Below are 21,028 nucleotides of genomic sequence, written 5' to 3'. Positions count from 1 at the left end.
TCTGTTTCAAATACAGGGCGAAGCACCTCTGCAGAGGGCGTACGCACTGTGTTTTCCGTTCAGTCTCCCGCGGCCTCCGGTCCGTTCTGTACCACGCCCTTCTGCAGGATCAGGTTGGCGTACAGGGCTGTTTCACCGGTAGCGAGCACGGCGTAGGCCCGGCGGGCTTTTTCGTAAAAGGTACAGCGGTCCAAATGCCCGATCGCCAGTTTTCCGCGGGGATCGTATTGCTCCGCAAGGCCTTCATAGACGTTCCAAATGGGAGTTTTCACCGGATCTCCCGGAACAAGCTGCATCAGGGTGAGGGGCTTCTCCACATAGCTGTCCAGGGGAAAGAAGGGCAGGATGGAACGGAGAAGCTCCGGGATACCCAGGCCGTCCATGCGCACTATCCGCGCATGTTCTCCATAGGCATTTCTGGGGAAATTCCCGTCTGCAAGTACCAGCGTGTCTCCATGGCCCATTTCACAGAGCACCTTCAGCAGCTCGGGCGACAAAAGCCTTGGAATTCCTCTCAGCATGAGATGCTCCCGTCCGGATCCCAGAGATCCTCCCAGCTCCCGGCATGGGGCCACAGAAAGACCTGGCCTTTTACCAGCCTGCAGTTCCTGTCAGCCCGGCGGATGGACTCCATCTCCGCTTCAGATAGGGGGTCCTCGGTGACGGCCTGCAGATTGCTCCGGTATTGGGGCTCCTTGACGGAAAAGGGGATGGGGATTTGGCCTCGCTGCACAGCCCATTTCAGACAAACCAGGGCGGGATGGATGCCGTGGGCGCGGGCAATCTCCGCGATCTCCGGCAGCTCTGTGTCCGCTACGTCCCCGGCGTCCCGGTCCCGTTCGGGACGGGAGGGGGAACCGATGGGGCAGTAGCCGATGGGCTGAATCCCGTGGTCCAGCGCATATTGGAACAGCTCGGGCTGCTGGAAGGAGGGATGCAGCTCCATTTCCAGAAAGGCCGGCTTGATGCGGCACAGCGGCAGCACAGCTTCCAGCTTGGGAATGGTCATGTTGGACATGCCGATGTACCGTGCAAGCCCCGCGCCGGCCAGCTCTTCGCACTGGGCCCATACCTTCATGAATTCCTGTACGCGGAAGGGACGGGAATCGGGGTTCCTGGCGTCGCCGGAACAGCCGGGCGCATGATAATTGGGAAAGGGCCAATGCACCAGATAGAGGTCCAGATAATCCTGCCGCAGATCCTTTAGGCTCTGCCTGCAGGAGGCGAGCACCTCGCCCTCTCCATGCCTGTCGTTCCAGACCTTGGAAATGAGGAACAGCTCCTCCCGCTTGGCGAGCCCTTCTTCCAGAGCATGTTCCAGCGCCTCGCCTACCTGGGCCTCATTCTGATAGACCGCGGCGCAGTCGATGAGCCGGTAGCCCTGGCGAATTCCCCCGTAAACGGCCCGGGCCACCTCTTCTGGGCCGTATTTGTCGGAACCGAAAGTGCCCAGGCCAATGGCGGGCACAGCATCGCCGCCCGGCAGAATACGGCGGGGAATCCGTTCCTGTTGGATGCTTTCTTCCTTCATATGGTTTTTCCTCTCATCCTTTCTTTCTGCGCCGGGCCGAAGTCCGGCTCTTGCTCCGGATTTATTCGAACACCACGGCCACTTTGCCGCAGCTGCCTCCCGCCATCAGGGCATAGGCATCAGAGGCTTGTTCCAACGGGAATTCGTGGGTGATGAGCTCCTCAGGGTGGATCCCCCAGCGTACCAGCCGCTCCACCAGCTCCTCCATTTTCCACAAAGAGGTCACCCAGGAGCCGTAGATAGTCTTCTGCCCGTGGATGATGTCCGGGCTGGGTTCGAAGGTGCAGGTGCCGCCTTCCCCTACGAAGGCGATTTTTCCCCGATCCCGCGTCGCCCGGATGGCCAGCTGCCGGCCCGGGTCGCTGGCGCTGGCGTCGATGGAGCGCTCCACGCCGTTTCCTCCCGTGAGCTGCAGAACCTTTTCCAGCGCCCCCTCGGGAGAGAACACATGATCCGCAAGCCCCAGCTTTTTGGCCAGCTCGATCCGGGCTTCGTTGGTCTCCACGCCAATGAGCAGATTGGCGCCCATGGCCCGGCAGAGCATGAGGGCCGCCAGACCTACAGGGCCCAAGCCGGTTACCAGCACGGCGTCGTTTCCGCTCACGCCGATCTTTTCGATGGCCTCGTAGACCGTGCCGAAGCCGCATGCCACCTGAGCGCCGTCCTTATAGGTCAGGCTGTCGGGCAGAGCGATCAAATCCTTTTCCTCCGCCAGAATGTAGGGGGCCATGCCGCCGTTGCGCTGCCAGCCATATGCCCGGCGGTAGGGGCTTTTGCAGGAGATGTAATAGCCGCGCCGGCAGTCGTTGCACAGGCCGCAGCCGGAAATGTGGTAGACGATCACCCGGTCCCCCTTGTGGAAACGCCTGAGCCCCTCGCCCTCCTCCACGATGACGCCGCAGGGCTCATGGCCTGCGATGGTGCCGGGAATGTAGCCCTCCGGCCCCTTGCCCACGTGTTCCCGGTAGATACACCGGATGTCGCTCCCGCAGATTGTGGTGGCCTTGGTCTGAATCAGCACCTCGCCGTGGCCGGGTTTGGGAATCTCAAAATCCCGCAGTTCCACCGTGCTGTTTCCTGGCAGAACCGCGCCCTTCATGCTTCTGTTTCCTTCCATATTGACAACCTCCCTTACAAATAACGTATCGGTTTTGAAACGTGCCCTCATAGTTCCTGGCCGTTCCCTGTTGTCTCCATTATAGTGTGGAAGAGAAAAAAGTATTAGAGAGGGAATCGACTACTTACAGGAATTTTTGTCGTGTCAGCGCAGGTTTTGCTTGTCTCGCTTCCGCGCATATGCTACACTGGAAGCAAAGAGGGAGGTTTCTGCGATGCGGGTGGGCTTCGGTGATTTGGATCTGAGCTTTTCCCTGGGAGGCGCTGTCTTCCAGGTACTGAACCTGGTTTATGAGCAGCTGCGGCGCACCATCCCCAGCCACAGCCATGGCGGGGGGAGCTTTGAAATTCATTATATTGCCTCCGGATACGGGACAGCGCAGGTCGGCGGCAGGCGGTATGAAATTTCTCCCGGCACGCTCTATGTAACCGGTCCCCACACGGAACACGCGCAGACGCCGGACAGCCGGGACCCCATGTGCGAATACTGCGTCTATTTCAAGCTGGAGGAAGGGCGCAGGCACGGCGGCCGGGCTCCCGGGGAGGAAGCAGTGCTCCGGGCCTTTGCCCGCACCTCCTTCTGGTTCGGAAGAGATACCCAGCGGGTGGGCGTTCTGCTGGAGGAGGTGTTTGAGGAGCTGGAGCAGCGCCGGACAGGATACGTGATTCAAGCGGAGGCGCTGCTGAAATCCCTGGTGGTGAAGCTGGTGAGAAGCTGTGAGGAATACGCCGGAACCGACGCTCCGGCAGGCCGCTCCTCTCTGACGGAGAAATCGGCGGTGATCATCGAGGATTATTTTCTCTATGAATACCAGAGCCTTTCCCTGGAGGAACTGGCGGACAGGCTGGGGCTTGGCGCCAGGCAGACGGAACGCCTGCTGAAGAAGCTTTACGGAAAGACCTTTCTCCAGAAAAAGACCGAGGCCAGGATGTCGGCTGCGGTGCTCCTGCTTTCCGACGAGGGCAGAAGCGTCACCGCCATAGCGGAACTGCTGGGCTATTCCTCGGTAGAGCATTTTTCCTCGGCGTTCAAAAGTTTCTACGGCTGCAGCCCTAGGGCGTACCGGAAGCAGGGCGCGCCGCCCGGCGCTGTTTAGGCTGTAGGCTGCGGTGGGAATTTCCTGGAAAATAGCTGCATGTAGAGTCTGCTTTAACCTGATGAAATTTAGCTGTTATGCCTAAATTTCGTTTTGAAACTAGGCGGACGGTTGACAAATCGCTGCCTGCATGCTACGATAAACCTCGGAAAAGCGGCAGGAAGCCGTCTTTGTTTGCAGGAGCAAACCCGGTTTCACTGCTCAATGTTTTGAAGGATTTACAGCCAAAGAAGGCTGTTTGGGCGCTGGAAGGTGCAACAGAATTGTTGCGCCTTCTTTTTTTATGACGGGAAAAAGCCAGGACGGGAAAGAGGGAAAGCAGAAATGAAAAAAATAGTAAGGGCGGCCGCCGCCGTAATCACAGCCGCGCTGCTCCTGACAGGATGCGCTCCTTCCGGGGATTCAGGTACGAATTTGGGAAAGGGGACGCAGGGCGAGGCACAGCCGGGAACAGCTTCCTCCGCCGGTACGATAGAGGGGTCCGGTTCAGACGGGGAGAATACCCCTGGGAAAACGGAGGTGACGATCGGGTTTTCCAGCGATCCGGATACCTGGGACCCCTGCGAGGGTTTCGGCTATTCCGGTTCGCCGCTGTTCAGTACGCTGGTCAAGGTAAACGGTGAAAACCAGCTGGAAAACGACCTGGCCACCGGCTACAGCATGAGTGAGGACGGCCTGACCTGGACCTTTCAGCTCCGGGACGGCGTGACCTTCAGCAATGGGGAAAAGCTGGACGCAGAAGACGTGGCGTTCACCTTCAATACCACAAAAGAAAAGGCAACCTATGTGGACCTCACCATGATGGAGAGCTGTACCGCACTGGACGGCTCCACAGTGGAGTTTAAAATGACCAGGCCCTGCGTCACCTTCATCTATACGGTGGCGGGTGCGGGGATTGTGCCGAAGGATTCCTATACCGACAAGTTCGGGATGGAGCCCATCGGTTCGGGGCCTTACCGGCTGACCCAGTGGGACAAGGGCCAGCAGTTTATTTTAGAGGCAAACGAGAGCTATTATGGGGAACAGCCCGCCATCAAAAAGGCGGTTTTCCTGGTGCAGGAGGAGGACGCCCGCTTTGTGGCTGCCAAAGCGGGAGAGGTAGATATCGCTTTGACCTCCGCAACCCTGGCCGGCACGGAGATCGATGGAATGCGCGTGGTCTCCGTGGACTCTGTGGACAACAGGGGGATCACCTTTCCTGTCCTGCCGGAGGAAGGCAAAACCACGGAGGACGGCTACAAAATCGGCAACAACGTCACCTCCGACCTGGCCGTCCGCAAGGCCATGTCCTATGGGATTGACCGGGACCGGATCATCAGCGAGGCCTTAAACGGGTTTGCGCATCCTGCCTATTCCGAATGCGACGGGCTTCCCTGGTGGAATGAGGAGGATGTGATTGAGACGGACGTGGACTATGCGGTGCAGCTGCTGGAAGAGGCCGGCTGGAAGGACAGCGACGGAGACGGCGTCCGGGAAAAGGACGGCCTGAAAGCGGCGTTCAACCTGATGTATTTCGCGGGGGATTCCATGCGGCAGGCGGTGGCCATGTCGGTGGCGAACCAGGCAAGGGAAAACCTGGGAATCGCCGTCACGGTGGAGGGAGTCAGCGCCAACGATACGGTGGCACGGATGTTTTCCGAGCCGATGATCATGGGCTGGGGCTCCGACAGTCCCATGACCTCGTATATGCTCTTTCACAGCAGCAACGCGGGAAAGATAGATTTTTACAACCCGGAATTTTTTACCAGCGGGACGGTGGACGGATACCTTGACAGGGCCATGAATTCCAAATCCATGGAGGAATCCCTGGAATGGTGGAAGAAAGCTCAGTGGGACGGAACCACGGGCACCTCTATGAGAGGGGAAGCGCCCTGGGCCTTCTATGTCAACATGTCCCACCTGTACTACGTGAAAGACGGGCTGGATATCGGCCGGCAGAGAATTCACGCCCATGGAGCGGCCTGGCCGCTGGTGGCGAACCTGGCCGAGTGGACCTGGACGGAATGATATGGCAGGAGGGCGGAAGCAGCTTCCGTCTTCCTTTTTCATGGGAAGGATGAGGGGGAGAAGATGAGCGGAAAAAGAATCTGGAAGAATGTAGGCAGGTATGCGCTTCGGTTTGTTACGCTTCTGATTGCCATCAGCATCGTCAGTTTTGTGCTGGTCAGCCTGTCGCCGGTGGATCCGGTGCAGCAGTATGTGGGCGCCGTGCCCAACGTGAGCATGGAGCAGCGTGAGAAAATCGCGGAATACTGGGGCCTGGATAAGCCGCCGCTGGAGCGGTTCTTTCTGTGGGCGGGCTCCATCCTGCACGGGGATTTCGGCACCTCCCTGATTTACAGGAGGCCGGTGCTGGATATCATTGGGGAAAAGTTTCTGGCCTCTCTGGCGCTGATGCTGACAGCCTGGGCCTTTTCTGGAATCCTTGGCTTCACCATCGGCTGCATCATGGGAAATTTTCATGGAAAATGGCCGGATAAAATTCTCAAAAAGCTGTGCCTGACCATGTGTTCTATCCCCACCTTTTGGATCGGCATCGTGTTCCTGATGCTCTTTTCGGTGCAGCTGGGCTGGTTCCCCATGGGTATGAGCGTCCCGAAAGGGCTGCCCGCCGATCAGGTCACCATCTGGCAGCGGATTCATCACCTAATCCTTCCTGCCCTCACGCTGAGCTTTTTGTCCTTTGCCAATATAGCGCTGCACACCCGGGAAAAGCTGGTGGACGTCCTGGAAAGCGATTATGTGCTGTTTGCGAGGGCCCGGGGGGAATCCCGGTTCCAGGTGCTGCGGCGCCATGGGCTGCGGAACATCCTGCTGCCTGCCGTCACCATGCAGTTCGGCTCCTTCAGCGAGCTGTTCGGCGGGTCTGTACTGGCGGAAAATGTGTTTTCCTATCCGGGCCTGGGGGCCGCGGCAGCCGCCGCGGGAATGGGGTCGGACATTCCCCTTCTGCTGGGCATCACCCTGTTCAGCGCGGTGTTTGTGTTTGTGGGTAATCTGCTTGCCAATATCATCTGTTCCATTGCGGATCCGCAGATCAGGGAGGGCTTCGACCATGAAACATAAGGCCTTCAAAATCAACCGGAGAACCCGTACCATTGCTGCTGCTGCAATGATTGCGGCGGTTCTGGCCGGAATTTTTCTGGCAGGCGTCCTGCTGGGGGATGAGCTGGTGCAGGCTGATTTTTCCCAAAAAGGGCTGCAGCCTTCCTGGGAACATCCCTTCGGCACGGATCTGTTGGGGAGGGATATGCTGGTGCGCACGGTCAAGGGGCTTTCCATCAGCATCATAGTGGGAACAGTGGCCTCCTCGGTAAGCGCGGTAATCGCCCTCATTGTTGGGGTGGCGGCGGCTACCGGCTCCACAAAGCTGGATCATTTCATGAATTGGCTCATTGACCTGGTGATGGGAATTCCCCACACGGTTTTGTTGATCCTCATCGCATTTGCCTGCGGCAAGGGCTTGAAGGGCGTGCTGATCGGCGTGGCGGTGACGCACTGGACAGGGCTTGCGCGTATCATTCGCAGCGAGGTGCTGCAGATCCGTTCGCAGCAATATATCGAGGTTTCCCGCAAGCTGGGGCACAGCAGCTGGTGGATTACGGGAAAGCACATTCTGCCCCACATGGTTCCCCAATTTCTGATCGGACTCATCCTCATGTTCCCTCACGCGATCATGCATGAATCTTCGCTGACTTTCCTGGGTTTTGGGCTGTCTCCGGAGCAGCCCGCCATCGGCATCATCCTGTCCGAATCCATGAAATACCTTTCTACAGGGGCCTGGTGGCTGGCATTTTTCCCCGGGCTGATGCTGGTAGTGATTGTTCTGCTGTTTGACCGGCTGGGAGAGAATTTGAAAAAAATTATGGATCCATACAGCGCGCATGAATAGGGGGAGAGAAATGGAGCGAAAGAGCACAGCTGTCGCCGGGCCTGTTTTGGAGGTGAAAAACCTCTCCGTGTCCTTCCGGATGTACGACAGGGGCCTGGAGCAGTACGACCTGAAGGTGATTTCGAACCTGAACCTGGATGTGAGGCCGGGTGAAATTGTGGCGGTAGCCGGTTCCAGCGGTTCGGGAAAAAGCTTGCTGGCCCATGCCGTTATGGGCCTTCTGCCGGAAAACGCCTCTGTGGAAGGGGAGATTTCCTATGGAGGAAAGCTCCTGGAGCAAAAGGACATGGAACGGCTCAGGGGAAAGGAATTTGCCCTGGTTCCTCAGTCGGTCACCTTTCTGGATCCTTCCATGAAGGTGGGACCGCAGGTGACGGGGCCCCGTCCCAGCCGTGAGAGGAGACAGCGGCAGAGAGAGGTGTTCGATCGGTTTCATCTGGCAGAGGCGGTAGATCGCCTTTACCCGTTTCAGCTTTCCGGCGGCATGGCCAGAAGGGTGCTGGTGTCCACGGCGGTGCTCAGCGGGGCAAGTTTGATTCTGGCGGACGAGCCCACGCCCGGCATGGATTTGGAGATGGCGCTGGAGGCTCTTCAATGTTTTCGGGAGCTGGCGGACGAGGGCAGGGCGGTGGTCCTCATCACCCATGACATCGATCTGGCCTTTCAAGTGGCCGACAGGGTGGCAGTATTCTATGCGGGAACCACGGTGGAGACCGCTCCCTCCGGGGATTTCCTCCGGGGGCCGGAGGCGCTGCGCCACCCCTATTCCAAGGCGCTGTGGAACGCGCTGCCCCAAAACGGTTTTCAGCCGGTTCCTGGCTTTCAGCCCTATGCCAAGGCGCTTCCCAAGGGCTGCCTGTACGCGCCGAGATGCCCCTGGCGGACGGAGGAATGCGGTGGGGAAATCCCCATGAGAGAGCTGCGAGGCGGGATGGTGAGGTGTATTCATGCGACTTGAAGCAAAAAACGTGAGCTTCCGGTATCGGGAACATTCCCCTTGGATTCTCCGGGAGATCAGCCTTTCCGTGGAAAAAGGGGAGCGGGTTGGGCTGGTGGGCCCCAGCGGCTACGGCAAGAGCACCCTGCTGCGGCTGATGGGAGGATATCTCAAGCCTGCTTCCGGAGAAATCCTGCTGGACGGAAAGCCGCTGCCCCAAAAGGGCGTCTGCCCGGTCCAGCTGATCTACCAGCACCCGGAAAAGGCCATCAACCCCAGGTGGAAGATGAAGAAGGTGCTGGAAGAATCCGGCATGTTCCGCCGGGAAATCATGGAGGCTTTGGGAATCGAAGAGGAATGGCTCAGCCGGTATCCCCGGGAGCTGTCGGGCGGGGAGCTGCAGCGTTTCTGCGTGGCCCGTTCCCTGTTCGAGGGCACACAATTTCTGCTGGCCGACGAGATGAGTACCATGCTGGACGTGATCACCCAGGCACAGATTTGGAACCTGGTGCTGAAAGAGGTGGAACAGCGGCAGCTGGGCCTGCTGATGGTCACCCATAACCGGGCGCTGGCAGACCGGGTGTGCCAACGGGTAGTAGAACTGTCTGTGGAGACAGACGGAGAATAGAAAAGGACACAGGATCGCATGCGAATTGCCGCACGCGGTCCTGTGTCCTTTTTCGGAAAGAGCATAGGGAAAGGCCGTTTTCAGAGAGATTTGAACCCGGACTTCCTATGCAGGCATGTGTCATATCATCTCACTTAAAAAAAGTCCAATTTTAGTATGGCTGGCTGTGTTTTTATCTAACAGCGAATCAAAAGAACCGAAAGCTTCCGGGGAGGATAAAAACAAAAAGCCTCTCCGGAAAACCCGGAAAGGCTTACAAGCAGAAGATGGATGGAAAAAAAGAGAAAGGGAAACTCAGTCGCTGCCGCCCAGGCTGGTAATTGCCTGCTTGATGGCCGTAACCACTTTTGCGTCCTTTTCACGCTCAAGATAATAACGCAGATGGGCGCTTGCATGGGCGTTTTTCATCTCGCCGAGGGCCAGGGCAGCGGCGATGCGGACGTCCGGATCGTCATCAATGAGCATATCGGGAACCATGATATTGAAGGAATCATCCTTGCCGATCTTGCCCAGGGCTGCGATGGCGGCCAGCTTCACAGTCTTGTCCTTGTCCTTTGCCAGCTTGATGAGAGCAGCTTCTTTTCCGCCTTCTACTAATTTTGGGATTTTGTCTAATTTGTTGCCGAACATAATAACAACGACCTCCAATTATGTTGTTCTTCCTTCAGCAGACTACACTTCAGTTTGTTAGTCTGCTAACAGCAAGCATACCGAAACTAGATTGCGAAATTGTTGAAAAAAGATGAACTTTTTGTGAATGGACGTAAAATTTATAACCTATTTTCCGGCTATTTTTTCTCACAGGGGAGTGAAACGGTAAAAATAACGAGCCCATTTCGGCATTCTGCCCAAATTTTACCCTTATGGACCTCCACGATGCTCCGGGCAATAGCCAGGCCGAGGCCATGGCCTCCGGTGGATTGGCGGGAAGGGTCTCCCCGGTAAAAGCGTTCAAAAATGTGGGGAAGGTCCTGTTCAGGTATGGGCTGCCCCGTATTGGAGACAGAAAGTTTTGCATTTCTGCCTGCCGTTTCCAGCCGGAGGGCGATGGTTCCGCCCTCCGGGGAATACTTCACCGCGTTGTCCAGCAGGATCTCCAGCAGCTGGGAGAGGGCAGGGGCGTCCCCCACCACATGGATTTCCTCCTCCACATCGTAGGATAAAGCTTTCCCGCTTTCGAACACCGAAGCGTCGAACAGCAGGATGCTGTCGGTCACCAGATAGGAAAAATCCACCCGTTGGAGCACCGGTTTCCGTTGGGCGTCCTCTGACCTCGTCAGGGAGAGCAGCTCCTCCGTCAGATGCTTCATACGCACCGATTCCGCCTTGATATTTTCTGCCCAGCGCCGGGGCTGCTCCTCCGGATGGCTGAGGATCATGTCGGCGTTGGATAAGATTACTGTGAGAGGGGTTTTCAGCTCGTGGGAGGCGTCTCCTACAAACTGCTTCTGCTGCTGCCAGGCCTTCTCCACGGGGCGGACTGCCCAGCGGGCTAGAAGGAGACTGGCGCCGAAGAATACCAGCAGGGTTGCGAGGCCTACGATCAGGGAGTTCTTGATCAGCTCCGCCATAGCACTGGCCTCACCCGAGGTGTCGGCAAAGGCCACGATCATGCTGTTTCCCACGTCCCTTTTCAGATAGCGGAGATGGCTGGCAGGAAGCACGCCTGAGTAGCTGGACGAAGCTGCAGCCGTACGAACCAGTTCCTCAATGGCCTCCGAGTCCAGCTCCTCCTGCAGAAAGGATACCTTGGCCTGGACAATGACATTCCCGCCGCCGTCCACCAGCGCGGTGAAGACGTTAAACCGCCCGTTCCACTTTCTGCCGTTGTTTTCTGCCTCTCCTGGAAGCAGGCCGTCCGGTACGGCCTGCTTGAAAAAGCCGTCCTTGCGCAGGGCGCTGTCCAAAGCGCTTCCCAGCATGTCCATGCCCTGCCGTTCCATCCCGGTCTGGGTGGTGACCAGCAGAATGACGAACACGGCGAGCAGAAGGAAGGCGGCTACGCCCATGACGACGGCCACAAATTTTCTGCGAAGCTTTTGAATCATACCGTGTCCGTTCCCTTCAGAAAATAGCCCAGGCGGCGGGCCGATTCAATGGTGACAGGGCAATGGATGTGAAACAGTTTCTTTCTCAGGAACGAAATATAAACCTCCACATGGTTATCCTCCGCCTGGGAATCATACCCCCATACCTTCAAAAGCAGGGTTTCCTTGGGGATGACATTTCCGCTGCCGGAAAGCAAGAGCCGCATCATCTCAAATTCCTTGGAACTCAGGCGTACGGAATGGCCCTCGTAGCTGAGCACACAGGAGGAAAGATTCAGGGAAAGGCCCTCAAAGGTCAGCTCCTCCGGCACGATTTCCTCCTGCCTGCGCAGCAGAGCCCGCAGGCAGGCCAGCAGCTCTTCGGTTTCAAAGGGCTTTGTCAGGTAGTAGTCTGCGCCATGATCCAGGCCCTCCACCTTATCGCTGGTTTCAGATTTTGCAGTGAGCATCAGCACCGGAGTGCTGACGCCTGCCTTCCGGAGCTCCTGCACCACCTGATAGCCGTTTTTTTTCGGCATCATCACATCGAGAATCACGGCGTCATAGATGCCGCTCAAAGCGTTGTCAAGTCCGGTTTCGCCGTCATACGCCGCATCTGCGGTATACCTGTGGTAAGCGAGCAGCTCACACAGTGTGTCTGCGAGCCTTTTTTCATCCTCCACAACCAGAATGCGCATCAGAAATCTCCCCTTTTTTCTTACTTGTTTCGCGCTCTCCGGCTTCTGTGGCTTTTCGGTCAGTTCCAGGCGCTGCAGGCTTTGAGGGAGAGGCGTTGTCTTTTAGATCTTATATTATATCACATTTTAGCAGTAGAATCTGAAAGGAACCTGAAATCCAGAACGTAAAATCCACGTGAAATTTTCAGGCTTGTTTAAGGCGGAGCTTCTACAATCGGGAACATCACAGAAACCGGTAACAACCGGAGAAGGGATGACTGCAATTGGAACTGAAGTACAGGCATGAATACAAGTTTGCCCTCAGCGTGAGCGACTATTTCATCGTCCGCTCCCGTCTTTTGGCGGCGCTGCGGCATGATCCCCATGCAGGAACCACAGGGGAATATGGGATTCGCAGCGTCTATTTTGACAATTTGGAAGACAAGGCCCTGCGGGAAAAGCTGGACGGCGTGAACAACCGGGAAAAATTCCGGATTCGGTATTACAACGGCGAGCTTTCCTATCTCACATTGGAAAAAAAGAGCAAACGGGACGGCCTCTGCAGCAAAAAGGGAGACAGCATCACGGCTCAGGAAGCGGACCGGCTGTTCCATGGGGACACGGGCTGGATGAAGGTGTCCGGCCGTCCGGTGGCGGCAGAACTTTACGGTAAGATGAAGACGCAGCAGCTGAGGCCGAAAACGGTGGTGGATTATCTGCGGGAGCCCTTTGTGTTCCCTCCTGGGAACGTGCGGATCACGCTGGACCGGGAGCTTCACACGGCGCCGTTTCGGCCCGATCTGCTGGAAAAGCCCCTTGCCATGCTTCCAGCGGGAAACGGCGTCCTGCTGGAGGTGAAATACGATGAATTTCTGCCGGAGATGATCCGGGATCTGGTGCAGCTGGGAAACCGGCAGGCGGGCGCGTTTTCCAAATATGCGGCCTCCCGGGCTTTCGGCTGAGGGAGAACCGGGTCAGGCGCCGTCAAAAATAAAAACAGAACAGGAGTAACCTTTATGACTTTCAGCGATATCTTCAAATCGAATTTTTTGGAAAATGTGACCAGCGTCACAGTGTTGGATATGGTCCTGGCCATTGTGCTTTCCTTTTGCGTGGGCCTGTTCATCTTCTTCGTCTATAAAAAGACCTACAGCGGCGTGATGTATTCCGCCGGCTTCGGCGTCTCTCTCATCGCCATGACCATGATCACCACCCTGGTCATTTTGGCGGTGACCAGCAATGTGGTGCTCTCTCTGGGCATGGTAGGCGCGCTCTCCATCGTCCGCTTCCGCACCGCCATCAAGGAACCGCTGGACATCGCCTTCCTCTTCTGGGCCATTGCCGCGGGAATCGTCCTGGCAGCGGGCATGATCCCTCTGGCTGTCATCGGCAGCGTAGTCATCGGGGTGATGCTGCTGGTATTTGTGAACCGGAAGCCCCATCAGAACCCCTATCTTGCGGTGATCACCTGTGAGGATGATCACGCCGAACAGATGGCTCGGGACTTTCTGGCTGCAACGGTGGAGAAAAGCGTGGTAAAAAGCAAAACCGTCACCAGGGATCAGATCGAGCTCAACTACGAAATCCGCCTGAAGGGCAGCGACACCTCCTTTGTCAACGGGCTTACCGGAATCAGCGGCGTCACCAGTGCGGTGCTCGTCAGCTACAATGGGGAGTATATGGGGTGAATGGTGCTTCCCTGGGACAAAGAATACCGGGTCAGTTGAAACATACCAAAGATAGATGGCCTAAGAAAGGGGGAAAACTCCAACTATGTCCAAAAGCAAGCGCATCGATCTCATCTGTATGGTGACGGCAGTTTTTATGGTGCTGGTCACGGTGCTGTTTCTGGGCGGAGGCGGTATATTTTTGGAAGCCGCCGCCGCAGATATGCCCTATGTGTCCAGAATTTTTGATACCAGCAGGGTTCATACGGTAGATATTGTGGCCGATGAAGACGACTGGCAGGAGATGCTCTCAAACGCCATGGCGGAGGAATATATCTCCTGCGCGCTGGTCATTGATGGGGAAAGCTATAAAAATGTGGGAATCCGGCCTAAGGGGAACACCTCCCTAAGCACGGTGGCAAATTCGGATTCCGACCGGTACAGCTTCAAAATTGAGTTTGACCATTATGACAGCACCTCTACCTATTACGGCCTCGACAAGCTCTGCCTGAACAATGTCATACAGGATAACACCTATATGAAGGATTATCTCTGCTACCAGATGATGGCCTATACGGGCGCGGAAACGCCGCTGACAAGCTATGTCTGGATCACGGTAAACGGCGAGGACTGGGGCCTCTATATCGCCGCGGAGGGTGTGGAAGAGAGTTTTGCCGAGCGGACCTACGGCTCCGATTACGGCGCGATATACAAGCCCGACAGCATGTCTATGGGCGGAGGCGGTCGGGGAGCCGAAGCCAAAAATCGAAATGAAGTGGGACAGGAACTGCCGGAAGGGATGGAAGGCGGCCCCGGCGGCGGGAATTCGTTCGGCGATTGGAAGACCTTGCTGGAAGGCCTGAAAGATGAGAGCGGCGCTTATCCTGAAGAGGTGCAAACCATTCTGGAAGAGCTGGAGTCCGGAGCTTTGGTCCTGCCGGATGACCTTCAGGCCATCCTCGCCCGTCTGGAAGAGGGCGGAATCACGCTGCCGGAAGAACTGCAGCGACTGGCGTCCCTCCTGCAGGGCGGGGGTTTCTCCGAGGGCGGGGGGATGCAGCTTCCCGATGCAGGAGAAAGCGGCGAAGGAAAAGGTTTTGGCGGCATGGCAGGGATGGGAGGCAGCTCGGACGTTCTGCTGGTCTATACGGATGAATCTTACGACAGCTACCCCAATATCTTCGACAACGCGGTATTTGATGTGACGAATGCCGATAAGGACCGGCTCATCCAGGCCCTGAAGAATTTGAACGAGGGGAACATCGAGGAATCTGTAAATGTGGATGAGGTGATCAGCTATTTTGTAGCGCACAATTTTGTGCTCAACGGCGACAGCTATACCGGCAGCATTATCCACAACTATTACCTCCATGAGGACGAAGGGCTTCTTTCCATGATCGCCTGGGACTACAACCTGGCTTTCGGGGGTATGGGGATGGGAGCTATGGGGGGTGGGGATGGCGCCACTTCCTCTGTGAATTCCCCCATCGATTCCCCCGTTTCCAGCGGCGAGCTTTCCGAACGCCCTATGGTTGCCTGGATTTTTGAAAATGACGCCTACACGCAGCAATATCACGAAGCCTTTGACGATTTTATCTCCTCCTATTTTGAAAGCGGCTATTTTGAGGAGTTCTTCGAGGAAACCCTGGCCCTGATTTCCCCTTATGTGGAGAAGGACCCCACCGCGTTCTGTACCTATGAGGAATTTCTCAAAGGGGCCGACACGCTGAAGGAATTCTGCCTGCTCCGGGCGGAGAGTATCCGGGGACAGCTGGATGGTTCCATTCCTTCCACTTCAGAGGGACAAACAGCGGATTCCAGCGCTCTCATCGACGCTTCCCACCTGACAGTATCCGACATGGGCTCCCAGGGGATGGGCGGCGGAAACGGAATGGGATTCGGCAGCTGGGGTGAAAAAGGGAAAACCGGCGCTGCGCTTCCGGAAGAGGACGAGACGGAACGGCAACAGGAGCAGCCGGAAAACAAGACGGCTGCAGCAGGAGACGAAGAAGTTGCTGAGAAAACGATAACAGTGACAGCGGCCCAGCCGGCGGCGGATGGAAGGGAAAATCAAGGTGCATTTTCGCCTCCGGACGGAATGGAGCCCCCGGATGGGGCGGAGCTTCCCAATGGAGAAGGGCAGGGAATGCAGCCCCCAGAGAACGGGAAGGTTCCGGAAGGCTTCAAGAGCGGGGGGAAAGAGGAAACCTCCTCTTCCTCTTCAGAGGCTTCCCAGGATTCCCCCGCGGATTCTGCGGAAGGGGAAAGCGGCCCGGAGACAGAGCCTCCTGCGGAACAGCCCGGACAGGATTGGGAAAACTGGAGCCGTGGGCAGGCGGGCGTCGGAATGCCGGGGATACCCGGCTCCGAGTCTGCGGGTCAGGCTGCCTCCGCTTCCCTGGAAACGGGACTTCTGCTGGGAGTTTCGGCGTTGTTTTTGGCGGGCGGGCTGATCTTTGCCAAGCTTTACCGTTGATTTCCCGCAACGCCATGTCCTATTCTCCTGAAGACGTTTCAGGCCGTTGGAAACTTGGGAGGAAACAAAAAAGGGGACGCTGCAGCTTCATCCTGCAGCGTCCCCTTTTTAAACTAATCCGGAATGTCTATCTGCGTCAGCTCCTGACCGATGTTCAGGATATGGTCGCCGATGCGCTCAAAATCGGTGAGCATTTCCGAATAAAGCACGCAGGCCTCATCAGAACAGAGGCCGTCCCGGATGCGGTCCATCTGGTTCTGGCGGTACCGCAGCGTCATGTCGTCAATTTTCTGTTCTGCGGCTGCAACCTGGGAAAGCCGTTCTACAGAAATTCCCTGCAGGTTTCCGAGCAGGTCCAAGGCAGCCAGGCTGGTCTTACGCATTTCCGCGATTTCAGCTTTGGCTGCAGGTGAAAAAGAGATTCCTTTTTCTGCGATGCGCTTGGTGTACTCGCAGATGTTCATGGCGTGGTCGCCGATGCGCTCCAGATTGCCGGAGACACGGAAGAAGGCGCTGATCTGGGCGGAATCTTTCTCGTTGTTCTCATAGACGATTACATGAGAGATATATTTGGAAATTTCCTTGTTGAGATAGTCAAGGTATTCCTCTGCCTCCTCTACCGGCCCCAACAGCTGGGGCGCTTCCTGCTCCACGGCCTGAAAGCTCTTTTCCACGTTTGAATGGACCATTTCCGACATGCGCGCCAGCTCTTTCCAGACGCCGTTAAGGGCGATGGCCGAGGTGCCGATCTGGTATTCATGGGAGCTTTCCACGGGCTTCAGGTAGAGAAGCCTGGGGCCGGCGCTTTCCTCAGAGGCATGTTCAGGCAGAATGCGCACGGCAAGCTTTGCCAGATAGTTTCCGAAGGGCAGCAGCAGAAGAGTGGTCACCACGTTGAACACAGTGTGCATATTGGCGATTTGAGCGGGCAGGTTGCCAGGGGTGAAGGATGCGACCAGCGGGGTGAGAGGAGTGAACATGCAGGCCAGGGTGAAAAGCGTTGTGCCGATTACATTGAAGAGCAGGTGAAGCACCGTGGTGCGTTTGGCGTTTCTGCTGGTGCCGATGGCGGCCAGCACCGCGGTGATGCAGGTGCCGATATTTTGGCCGAAGAGGACGTAAACCGCACTGGGCAGACCGATGAGGCCGCTGGCGACCAGGGCCTGCAAAATGCCTACCGAGGCGGAGGAAGACTGGATGACGGCGGTAAAAATCATACCTGCCAGAATTCCCAAAAGAGGGTTGCTGAACTGGGTCATCAGGTTAATGAAGGCTTTGGATTCCCGCAGGGGCATCATGGCGGAGCTCATCATTTCCATGCCGATAAACAGGATGCCAAGGCCCGCAATAATCTGGCCGTAGTGATGAAACACAGCTTTCTTCAGGAACACAACCAGGGCCACGCCGCAGAAAGCGAAGAGGGGGGCCAGAGCCCCTACGTCCAGGGCAATCAGCTGGCCGGTAATGGTAGTACCGATGTTGGCGCCCATAATAATCCATACCGCCTGTGAAAGGGTCATCATTCCGGAATTGACAAAACCGACCACCATAACTGTAGTGGCGGAGGAAGACTGAATCACCGCGGTGATTCCCGCCCCTACTGCCACGCCCAAAAAGCGATTGGAGGTCAGACGTTCCAAAATACGTTTCATGCGGTTGCCTGCGGCGGCCTCCAGGCCGGAACTCATCATCTGCATACCATACAGGAAAAGTGCCAGTCCTCCCAGCAGACCCAGAATATCAGCTACTTTCATGGCTTTCGTCCAATCCTTTCCAAAGGGGTGATTGCTGCTTTGCCTTGCAGAAAATTCCAGTCAGAAAAACAGGTATAACCCCCGCCGCCCGTAGGGACGCAGGGTTATACCTGTCCGTTTTACCAATGCAAGGGGGAAAATGTGCGGGGCAGCGTCTGAAAACGGCGTTGTCCATGGTCTCTTCCTCTCAGCAGTATAAATTCTTTGAAATAATTATACTGTTTTCTTCAAAAAAAGCAAGAAGAATACGAGGCGGTTTGTTACGGGATGCGTACCCCGGCGATGTGAAGGTACCGTACCCTGTCATAGCTGTAGCTGCTCAGGGGCCGCCTGTAGGCGTCGAAGGAATGGGCTGCCACCAATAGCTCGGGAGAGGTCTCCACCACCACCGGGCTGTGGTAAAACTGTCCGTCTGCCCGGCCCAGCTGGACAAGATCGCCGATCTCCAATTCCCCGGCTTCCGTCTCCACCGCATGAGGGCCTGGTCCCTTGCCGCGTGTCAGAAAGTCGTAGAGATACTGTACCCCTGTCCAGGACGGCGTGCGGTTGGAGGCAGAGGCGTAATACCAGCCGAAGGTGGGGGTGTAATTCATGATGCCGCTGCCCGCATACAGGCATTGTGAGGCGAAATTCGTACAGTCGCCGCCCAGCTGTTCAAAATCCAGATAGGCGGGGTTTCGGCCGAACGCCCAGGCTTTTGCATAGGCTGCGGCATCCGCCCGCCAGTATTCCCGTTCTCTCATGTCATTCCCTCCTCTGTTTCCGTGTACCATCCTATGTGGAGGGCGCCTCCGCCGTGCATTGAGCGGGAAAGCGGCCGGAAGGAATTCCTGCGGCTAAAAGGAAGAGTAGATACGCCGGATCTCATCCAGCACCTCCGGATGGCTGAAATCCCGGTGAAAGACCAGGTTGATCTCCCGGATCATGGAAGAGTTTTCAATGGGGACCACCGCCAGCCTGCCGGTGCGCAGCTCCTCCAGACAGGCGGAACGGGCGATTACCGTGACGCCCAAATTCCGTGAGACAAGTTCTTTGATGGTGGCCACGTTGTCTATTTCCATCATCACGTTGAAGCTCCGCAGCGTCTCCCCGTTGTTTTCCAGATAACGTTCGAAAAGCACCCGGGTGTTTCCCGGACGGGACCGCATGATGAATTTTTCCTTTTTCAGCTCCATCAGAGGAACGGAGGCCCGCTTGGAAAAAGGGTGCTGGGGCGACACCGCCAGACAAAGGAAATCTGTGTCCAGAAGTACGCTGGTCAGGCTGGAATCGTCAGGCTTTCCTTCCACAATGGCCAGGTCAGTTTCAAAAGATTTCAATTTATCATAAATGTTTTTTATGGTATCAGTCATGATGTTGATGTGGGCGTCGGAATTCTCCATGCAGTAGTACGCCAGCGTCTGGGGAACCAGGCTCTCCGCCACCGTGGGCGTAATGGCCACAGTGAACCGCCGCAGGTTGCTGCGGGAATCCTCAATGGCCTGCCGCGCATTGTTGTAGACGGCCAGCGCCCGCCGGGCATATTTGATCAGAACTGCGCCCGCCGGGGTGGGACGCAGCTCTTTCCTGTCCTTGTGGAAAATTTGGATGCCGAATTCCTCTTCCAGCTGGCGGATCTGATGGCTCACAGCGGGTTGGCTCAGGGAAAGCGCTTGAGCTGCCTTGGTAAAGCTGCCTTCCTGTACCAGGGTGAGCAAGGTGTTGGCCTTCTGATCAAACATCATGGGTTCCTCCTTTTTATCAAATTTTTGAATATCTGTGTTAAAAATTATTATTTGATTTTATCATACACCAGTCCTATAATCAAGCATATTCTATGGCTGCCGGGGAAATCGTTCTGCCCCGGAAAGGAGGCGCCGCCGCTTATGAAACAATTCTTAATGCTTGGGAATGAAACCTCCCAGGTGATTCTCTCCCTCTCCCTGATGCTGTTTGCCGGATTTCTGGTGACGCGGGTCACAAAGCGCCTGAAGCTGCCCAATGTGACCGGCTATATTTTTGCGGGGATTCTGCTGGGCCCCTATCTGTTGGATGCGGTTCCTGTGGAGGTGGCTTCCGGAATGGGCTTTGTCACCGATATCGCCCTGGCCTATATCGCCTTTGGCGTGGGCAGGTATTTCAAAATTGCCACCCTGAAAAAAAGCGGAGGGGGAACCCTGATAATCACTGTGCTGGAGGCGCTGCTGGCCATGGCTGCCATCACGCTGCCCATGATTTTCCTGTTCCATCTTCCAGTGCCCTTTTCCCTGCTGCTGGGCGCCATCGGCTGCGCCACGGCGCCTGCTTCCACCATTATGACCATCCGGCAGTACCATGCAAAGGGTCCCTTTGTCAACCTGATCCTCCAGGTGGTGGCCCTGGACGATGCGGTTGCGCTGGTGGCCTTTTCCGTGTGTACGGCGGTAACCCAGGCCCTGGAAGGCGGCGGGAAGGTCAACGCCATGGATGTGGCCGCCCCAGTCCTCTGGAATCTGGGAGCCGTGGTTCTGGGAATCGGCCTGGGCTGGGTCCTGCACCGGCTGATCAGTGAAAGGCGCTCCTCCGACCACCGGCTTGTGATCGCCAACGGCGTCATTTTGGGGATGACGGGACTCTGCACGCTGCTGAATATATCTCCCCTGCTTTCCTGTATGGCTCTGGGGGCTTCCTACATTAACCTTTCGGGGAACAAGCATCTGTTTAAGGAGATCAACCGCTTTACCCCGCCCGTGCTCCTGCTTTTCTTTGTGCTTTCCGGCATGCGTCTGAATATTCCCGCTCTGGCCACGGAAGGCGTAATTGGCGTCGCCTACTTTTTCCTGCGTATTGCGGGAAAATACGCTGGCGCCTTTGCCGGCTGCGCTCTTTGCCGCATGCCGGGGCGTATCAGAAATTGGCTGGGGCTGGCGTTGATCCCCCAGGCAGGCGTATCCATCGGACTGGCTGCTTTGGGGGAGCGGATGCTTCCGCCGGAGACAGGCGCGCTGCTGTCCGCCATTATCCTCTCTTCAGCAGTGCTCTACGAAACCGTGGGACCGGCCTGCGCCAAAGCCTCCCTGTTCCTGTCCCATACGCTAGAGCAGGAAGATAAGCCGGGAGGAGCGGGTCCCAAACCGCGGGATGAGGCACAGGGACAGCCGGAGGAGGGAAAACCTGTTGTGCGCGGGCACGGCAGGATACGGAAGCTGGCCCTGCGGATGCTGCAGGCCGTCCATCACTGAACGGTCTGGATCACCGTAAGGCATCC

General features: G+C 56.7%; 19 protein-coding genes. 10 read left to right on the top strand and 9 right to left on the bottom strand.

Annotated features, from left to right (window positions below):
• Positions 1-59: 59 nt before the first annotated feature.
• The 3 genes from BN3911_RS16550 to BN3911_RS16540 form a co-directional block, all read right to left on the bottom strand.
• Positions 60-521, bottom strand: a complete 462-nt coding sequence (locus tag BN3911_RS16550; RefSeq protein ID WP_066867578.1) for an RbsD/FucU family protein — start codon at positions 519-521, stop codon at positions 60-62.
• Entirely contained in the window at positions 515-1,531 is a 1,017-nt protein-coding gene (locus tag BN3911_RS16545) for an aldo/keto reductase (RefSeq protein ID WP_066867576.1), read from the bottom strand. The genes BN3911_RS16550 and BN3911_RS16545 overlap by 7 nt, the downstream gene beginning before the upstream one ends.
• Before the next feature lie 61 nt (positions 1,532-1,592).
• Complete coding sequence (locus tag BN3911_RS16540; protein ID WP_066867573.1) at positions 1,593-2,648, bottom strand: zinc-dependent alcohol dehydrogenase family protein; 1,056 nt, start codon at positions 2,646-2,648, stop codon at positions 1,593-1,595.
• Positions 2,649-2,862: 214 nt separating this feature from the next.
• Here BN3911_RS16540 and BN3911_RS16535 point away from each other — a divergent pair, with 214 nt between their 5' ends.
• The 6 genes from BN3911_RS16535 to BN3911_RS16510 all read left to right on the top strand — a co-directional run bounded on the left by BN3911_RS16535 (position 2,863) and on the right by BN3911_RS16510 (position 9,201).
• The gene (locus BN3911_RS16535) at positions 2,863-3,744 is read left to right on the top strand and encodes an AraC family transcriptional regulator (RefSeq protein WP_066867570.1); all 882 of its coding nucleotides are present in this window, start codon (positions 2,863-2,865) and stop codon (positions 3,742-3,744) included.
• 324 nt (positions 3,745-4,068) lie between these two features.
• Positions 4,069-5,751: an ABC transporter substrate-binding protein gene (locus tag BN3911_RS16530; protein WP_066867568.1), complete on the top strand. Its 1,683-nt coding sequence runs from the start codon at positions 4,069-4,071 to the stop codon at positions 5,749-5,751.
• 63 nt (positions 5,752-5,814) lie between these two features.
• The gene (locus BN3911_RS16525; protein WP_066867565.1) at positions 5,815-6,810 is read left to right on the top strand and encodes an ABC transporter permease; all 996 of its coding nucleotides are present in this window, start codon (positions 5,815-5,817) and stop codon (positions 6,808-6,810) included.
• Positions 6,800-7,636: an ABC transporter permease gene (locus BN3911_RS16520; protein WP_066867562.1), complete on the top strand. Its 837-nt coding sequence runs from the start codon at positions 6,800-6,802 to the stop codon at positions 7,634-7,636. Before BN3911_RS16525 ends, BN3911_RS16520 begins: the two co-directional genes overlap by 11 nt.
• A gap of 10 nt (positions 7,637-7,646) precedes the next feature.
• On the top strand, positions 7,647-8,594 hold the full coding sequence (locus BN3911_RS16515) for an ABC transporter ATP-binding protein (protein WP_066867559.1): 948 nt from the start codon (positions 7,647-7,649) through the stop codon (positions 8,592-8,594).
• Positions 8,584-9,201 (top strand): ABC transporter ATP-binding protein, encoded by a 618-nt coding sequence (locus BN3911_RS16510; protein WP_066867556.1) that lies wholly within the window; start codon positions 8,584-8,586, stop codon positions 9,199-9,201. Before BN3911_RS16515 ends, BN3911_RS16510 begins: the two co-directional genes overlap by 11 nt.
• Before the next feature lie 294 nt (positions 9,202-9,495).
• Here the strand turns inward: BN3911_RS16510 and BN3911_RS16505 are convergent, their stop codons facing one another.
• From BN3911_RS16505 to BN3911_RS16495, 3 genes are all read right to left on the bottom strand, one after another.
• Entirely contained in the window at positions 9,496-9,849 is a 354-nt protein-coding gene (locus BN3911_RS16505) for a HEAT repeat domain-containing protein (RefSeq protein WP_207644526.1), read from the bottom strand.
• Positions 9,850-9,989: 140 nt separating this feature from the next.
• The gene (locus tag BN3911_RS16500; protein ID WP_066867550.1) at positions 9,990-11,249 is read right to left on the bottom strand and encodes a sensor histidine kinase; all 1,260 of its coding nucleotides are present in this window, start codon (positions 11,247-11,249) and stop codon (positions 9,990-9,992) included.
• Complete coding sequence (locus BN3911_RS16495) at positions 11,246-11,926, bottom strand: response regulator transcription factor (protein WP_066867547.1); 681 nt, start codon at positions 11,924-11,926, stop codon at positions 11,246-11,248. The genes BN3911_RS16500 and BN3911_RS16495 overlap by 4 nt, the downstream gene beginning before the upstream one ends.
• Before the next feature lie 263 nt (positions 11,927-12,189).
• Between BN3911_RS16495 and BN3911_RS16490 the strand changes: the two genes are divergently transcribed.
• The 3 genes from BN3911_RS16490 (at position 12,190) to BN3911_RS16480 (ending at position 16,048) form a co-directional block, all read left to right on the top strand.
• Positions 12,190-12,867 (top strand): polyphosphate polymerase domain-containing protein, encoded by a 678-nt coding sequence (locus BN3911_RS16490; RefSeq protein WP_308211533.1) that lies wholly within the window; start codon positions 12,190-12,192, stop codon positions 12,865-12,867.
• Between the two features lie 54 nt (positions 12,868-12,921).
• Positions 12,922-13,593 (top strand): DUF4956 domain-containing protein, encoded by a 672-nt coding sequence (locus BN3911_RS16485; protein WP_066867544.1) that lies wholly within the window; start codon positions 12,922-12,924, stop codon positions 13,591-13,593.
• Between the two features lie 85 nt (positions 13,594-13,678).
• Positions 13,679-16,048: a CotH kinase family protein gene (locus tag BN3911_RS16480; RefSeq protein WP_066867541.1), complete on the top strand. Its 2,370-nt coding sequence runs from the start codon at positions 13,679-13,681 to the stop codon at positions 16,046-16,048.
• 113 nt (positions 16,049-16,161) lie between these two features.
• Here the strand turns inward: BN3911_RS16480 and BN3911_RS16475 are convergent, their stop codons facing one another.
• The 3 genes from BN3911_RS16475 to BN3911_RS16465 form a co-directional block, all read right to left on the bottom strand.
• Complete coding sequence (locus tag BN3911_RS16475; protein WP_066867538.1) at positions 16,162-17,802, bottom strand: Na/Pi cotransporter family protein; 1,641 nt, start codon at positions 17,800-17,802, stop codon at positions 16,162-16,164.
• Between the two features lie 260 nt (positions 17,803-18,062).
• Complete coding sequence (locus BN3911_RS16470; protein ID WP_066867535.1) at positions 18,063-18,545, bottom strand: amidase domain-containing protein; 483 nt, start codon at positions 18,543-18,545, stop codon at positions 18,063-18,065.
• 93 nt (positions 18,546-18,638) lie between these two features.
• Entirely contained in the window at positions 18,639-19,526 is an 888-nt protein-coding gene (locus BN3911_RS16465) for a LysR family transcriptional regulator (RefSeq protein WP_242871153.1), read from the bottom strand.
• A gap of 141 nt (positions 19,527-19,667) precedes the next feature.
• On the opposite strand from BN3911_RS16465, the gene BN3911_RS16460 reads away from it, so the two are divergent.
• Positions 19,668-21,002 (top strand): cation:proton antiporter, encoded by a 1,335-nt coding sequence (locus BN3911_RS16460; protein WP_066867532.1) that lies wholly within the window; start codon positions 19,668-19,670, stop codon positions 21,000-21,002.
• Positions 21,003-21,028: the final 26 nt, after the last annotated feature.

This window comes from Neglectibacter timonensis, assembly GCF_900048895.1.
Lineage (GTDB): Bacteria > Bacillota > Clostridia > Oscillospirales > Acutalibacteraceae > Acutalibacter > Acutalibacter timonensis.
This window is presented reverse-complemented; position numbering and strand designations above follow the sequence as displayed.

Bases quoted from the DNA above. Each gene is read 5' to 3' on its own strand.
- BN3911_RS16550 (WP_066867578.1), bottom strand. From the start codon at position 521: ATGCTGAGAGGAATTCCAAGGCTTTTGTCGCCCGAGCTGCTGAAGGTG.
- BN3911_RS16545 (WP_066867576.1), bottom strand. From the start codon at position 1,531: ATGAAGGAAGAAAGCATCCAACAGGAACGGATTCCCCGCCGTATTCTG.
- BN3911_RS16540 (WP_066867573.1), bottom strand. From the start codon at position 2,648: ATGGAAGGAAACAGAAGCATGAAGGGCGCGGTTCTGCCAGGAAACAGC.
- BN3911_RS16535 (WP_066867570.1), top strand. From the start codon at position 2,863: ATGCGGGTGGGCTTCGGTGATTTGGATCTGAGCTTTTCCCTGGGAGGC.
- BN3911_RS16530 (WP_066867568.1), top strand. From the start codon at position 4,069: ATGAAAAAAATAGTAAGGGCGGCCGCCGCCGTAATCACAGCCGCGCTG.
- BN3911_RS16525 (WP_066867565.1), top strand. From the start codon at position 5,815: ATGAGCGGAAAAAGAATCTGGAAGAATGTAGGCAGGTATGCGCTTCGG.
- BN3911_RS16520 (WP_066867562.1), top strand. From the start codon at position 6,800: ATGAAACATAAGGCCTTCAAAATCAACCGGAGAACCCGTACCATTGCT.
- BN3911_RS16515 (WP_066867559.1), top strand. From the start codon at position 7,647: ATGGAGCGAAAGAGCACAGCTGTCGCCGGGCCTGTTTTGGAGGTGAAA.
- BN3911_RS16510 (WP_066867556.1), top strand. From the start codon at position 8,584: ATGCGACTTGAAGCAAAAAACGTGAGCTTCCGGTATCGGGAACATTCC.
- BN3911_RS16500 (WP_066867550.1), bottom strand. From the start codon at position 11,249: ATGATTCAAAAGCTTCGCAGAAAATTTGTGGCCGTCGTCATGGGCGTA.
- BN3911_RS16495 (WP_066867547.1), bottom strand. From the start codon at position 11,926: ATGCGCATTCTGGTTGTGGAGGATGAAAAAAGGCTCGCAGACACACTG.
- BN3911_RS16485 (WP_066867544.1), top strand. From the start codon at position 12,922: ATGACTTTCAGCGATATCTTCAAATCGAATTTTTTGGAAAATGTGACC.
- BN3911_RS16480 (WP_066867541.1), top strand. From the start codon at position 13,679: ATGTCCAAAAGCAAGCGCATCGATCTCATCTGTATGGTGACGGCAGTT.
- BN3911_RS16475 (WP_066867538.1), bottom strand. From the start codon at position 17,802: ATGAAAGTAGCTGATATTCTGGGTCTGCTGGGAGGACTGGCACTTTTC.
- BN3911_RS16470 (WP_066867535.1), bottom strand. From the start codon at position 18,545: ATGAGAGAACGGGAATACTGGCGGGCGGATGCCGCAGCCTATGCAAAA.
- BN3911_RS16465 (WP_242871153.1), bottom strand. From the start codon at position 19,526: ATGATGTTTGATCAGAAGGCCAACACCTTGCTCACCCTGGTACAGGAA.
- BN3911_RS16460 (WP_066867532.1), top strand. From the start codon at position 19,668: ATGAAACAATTCTTAATGCTTGGGAATGAAACCTCCCAGGTGATTCTC.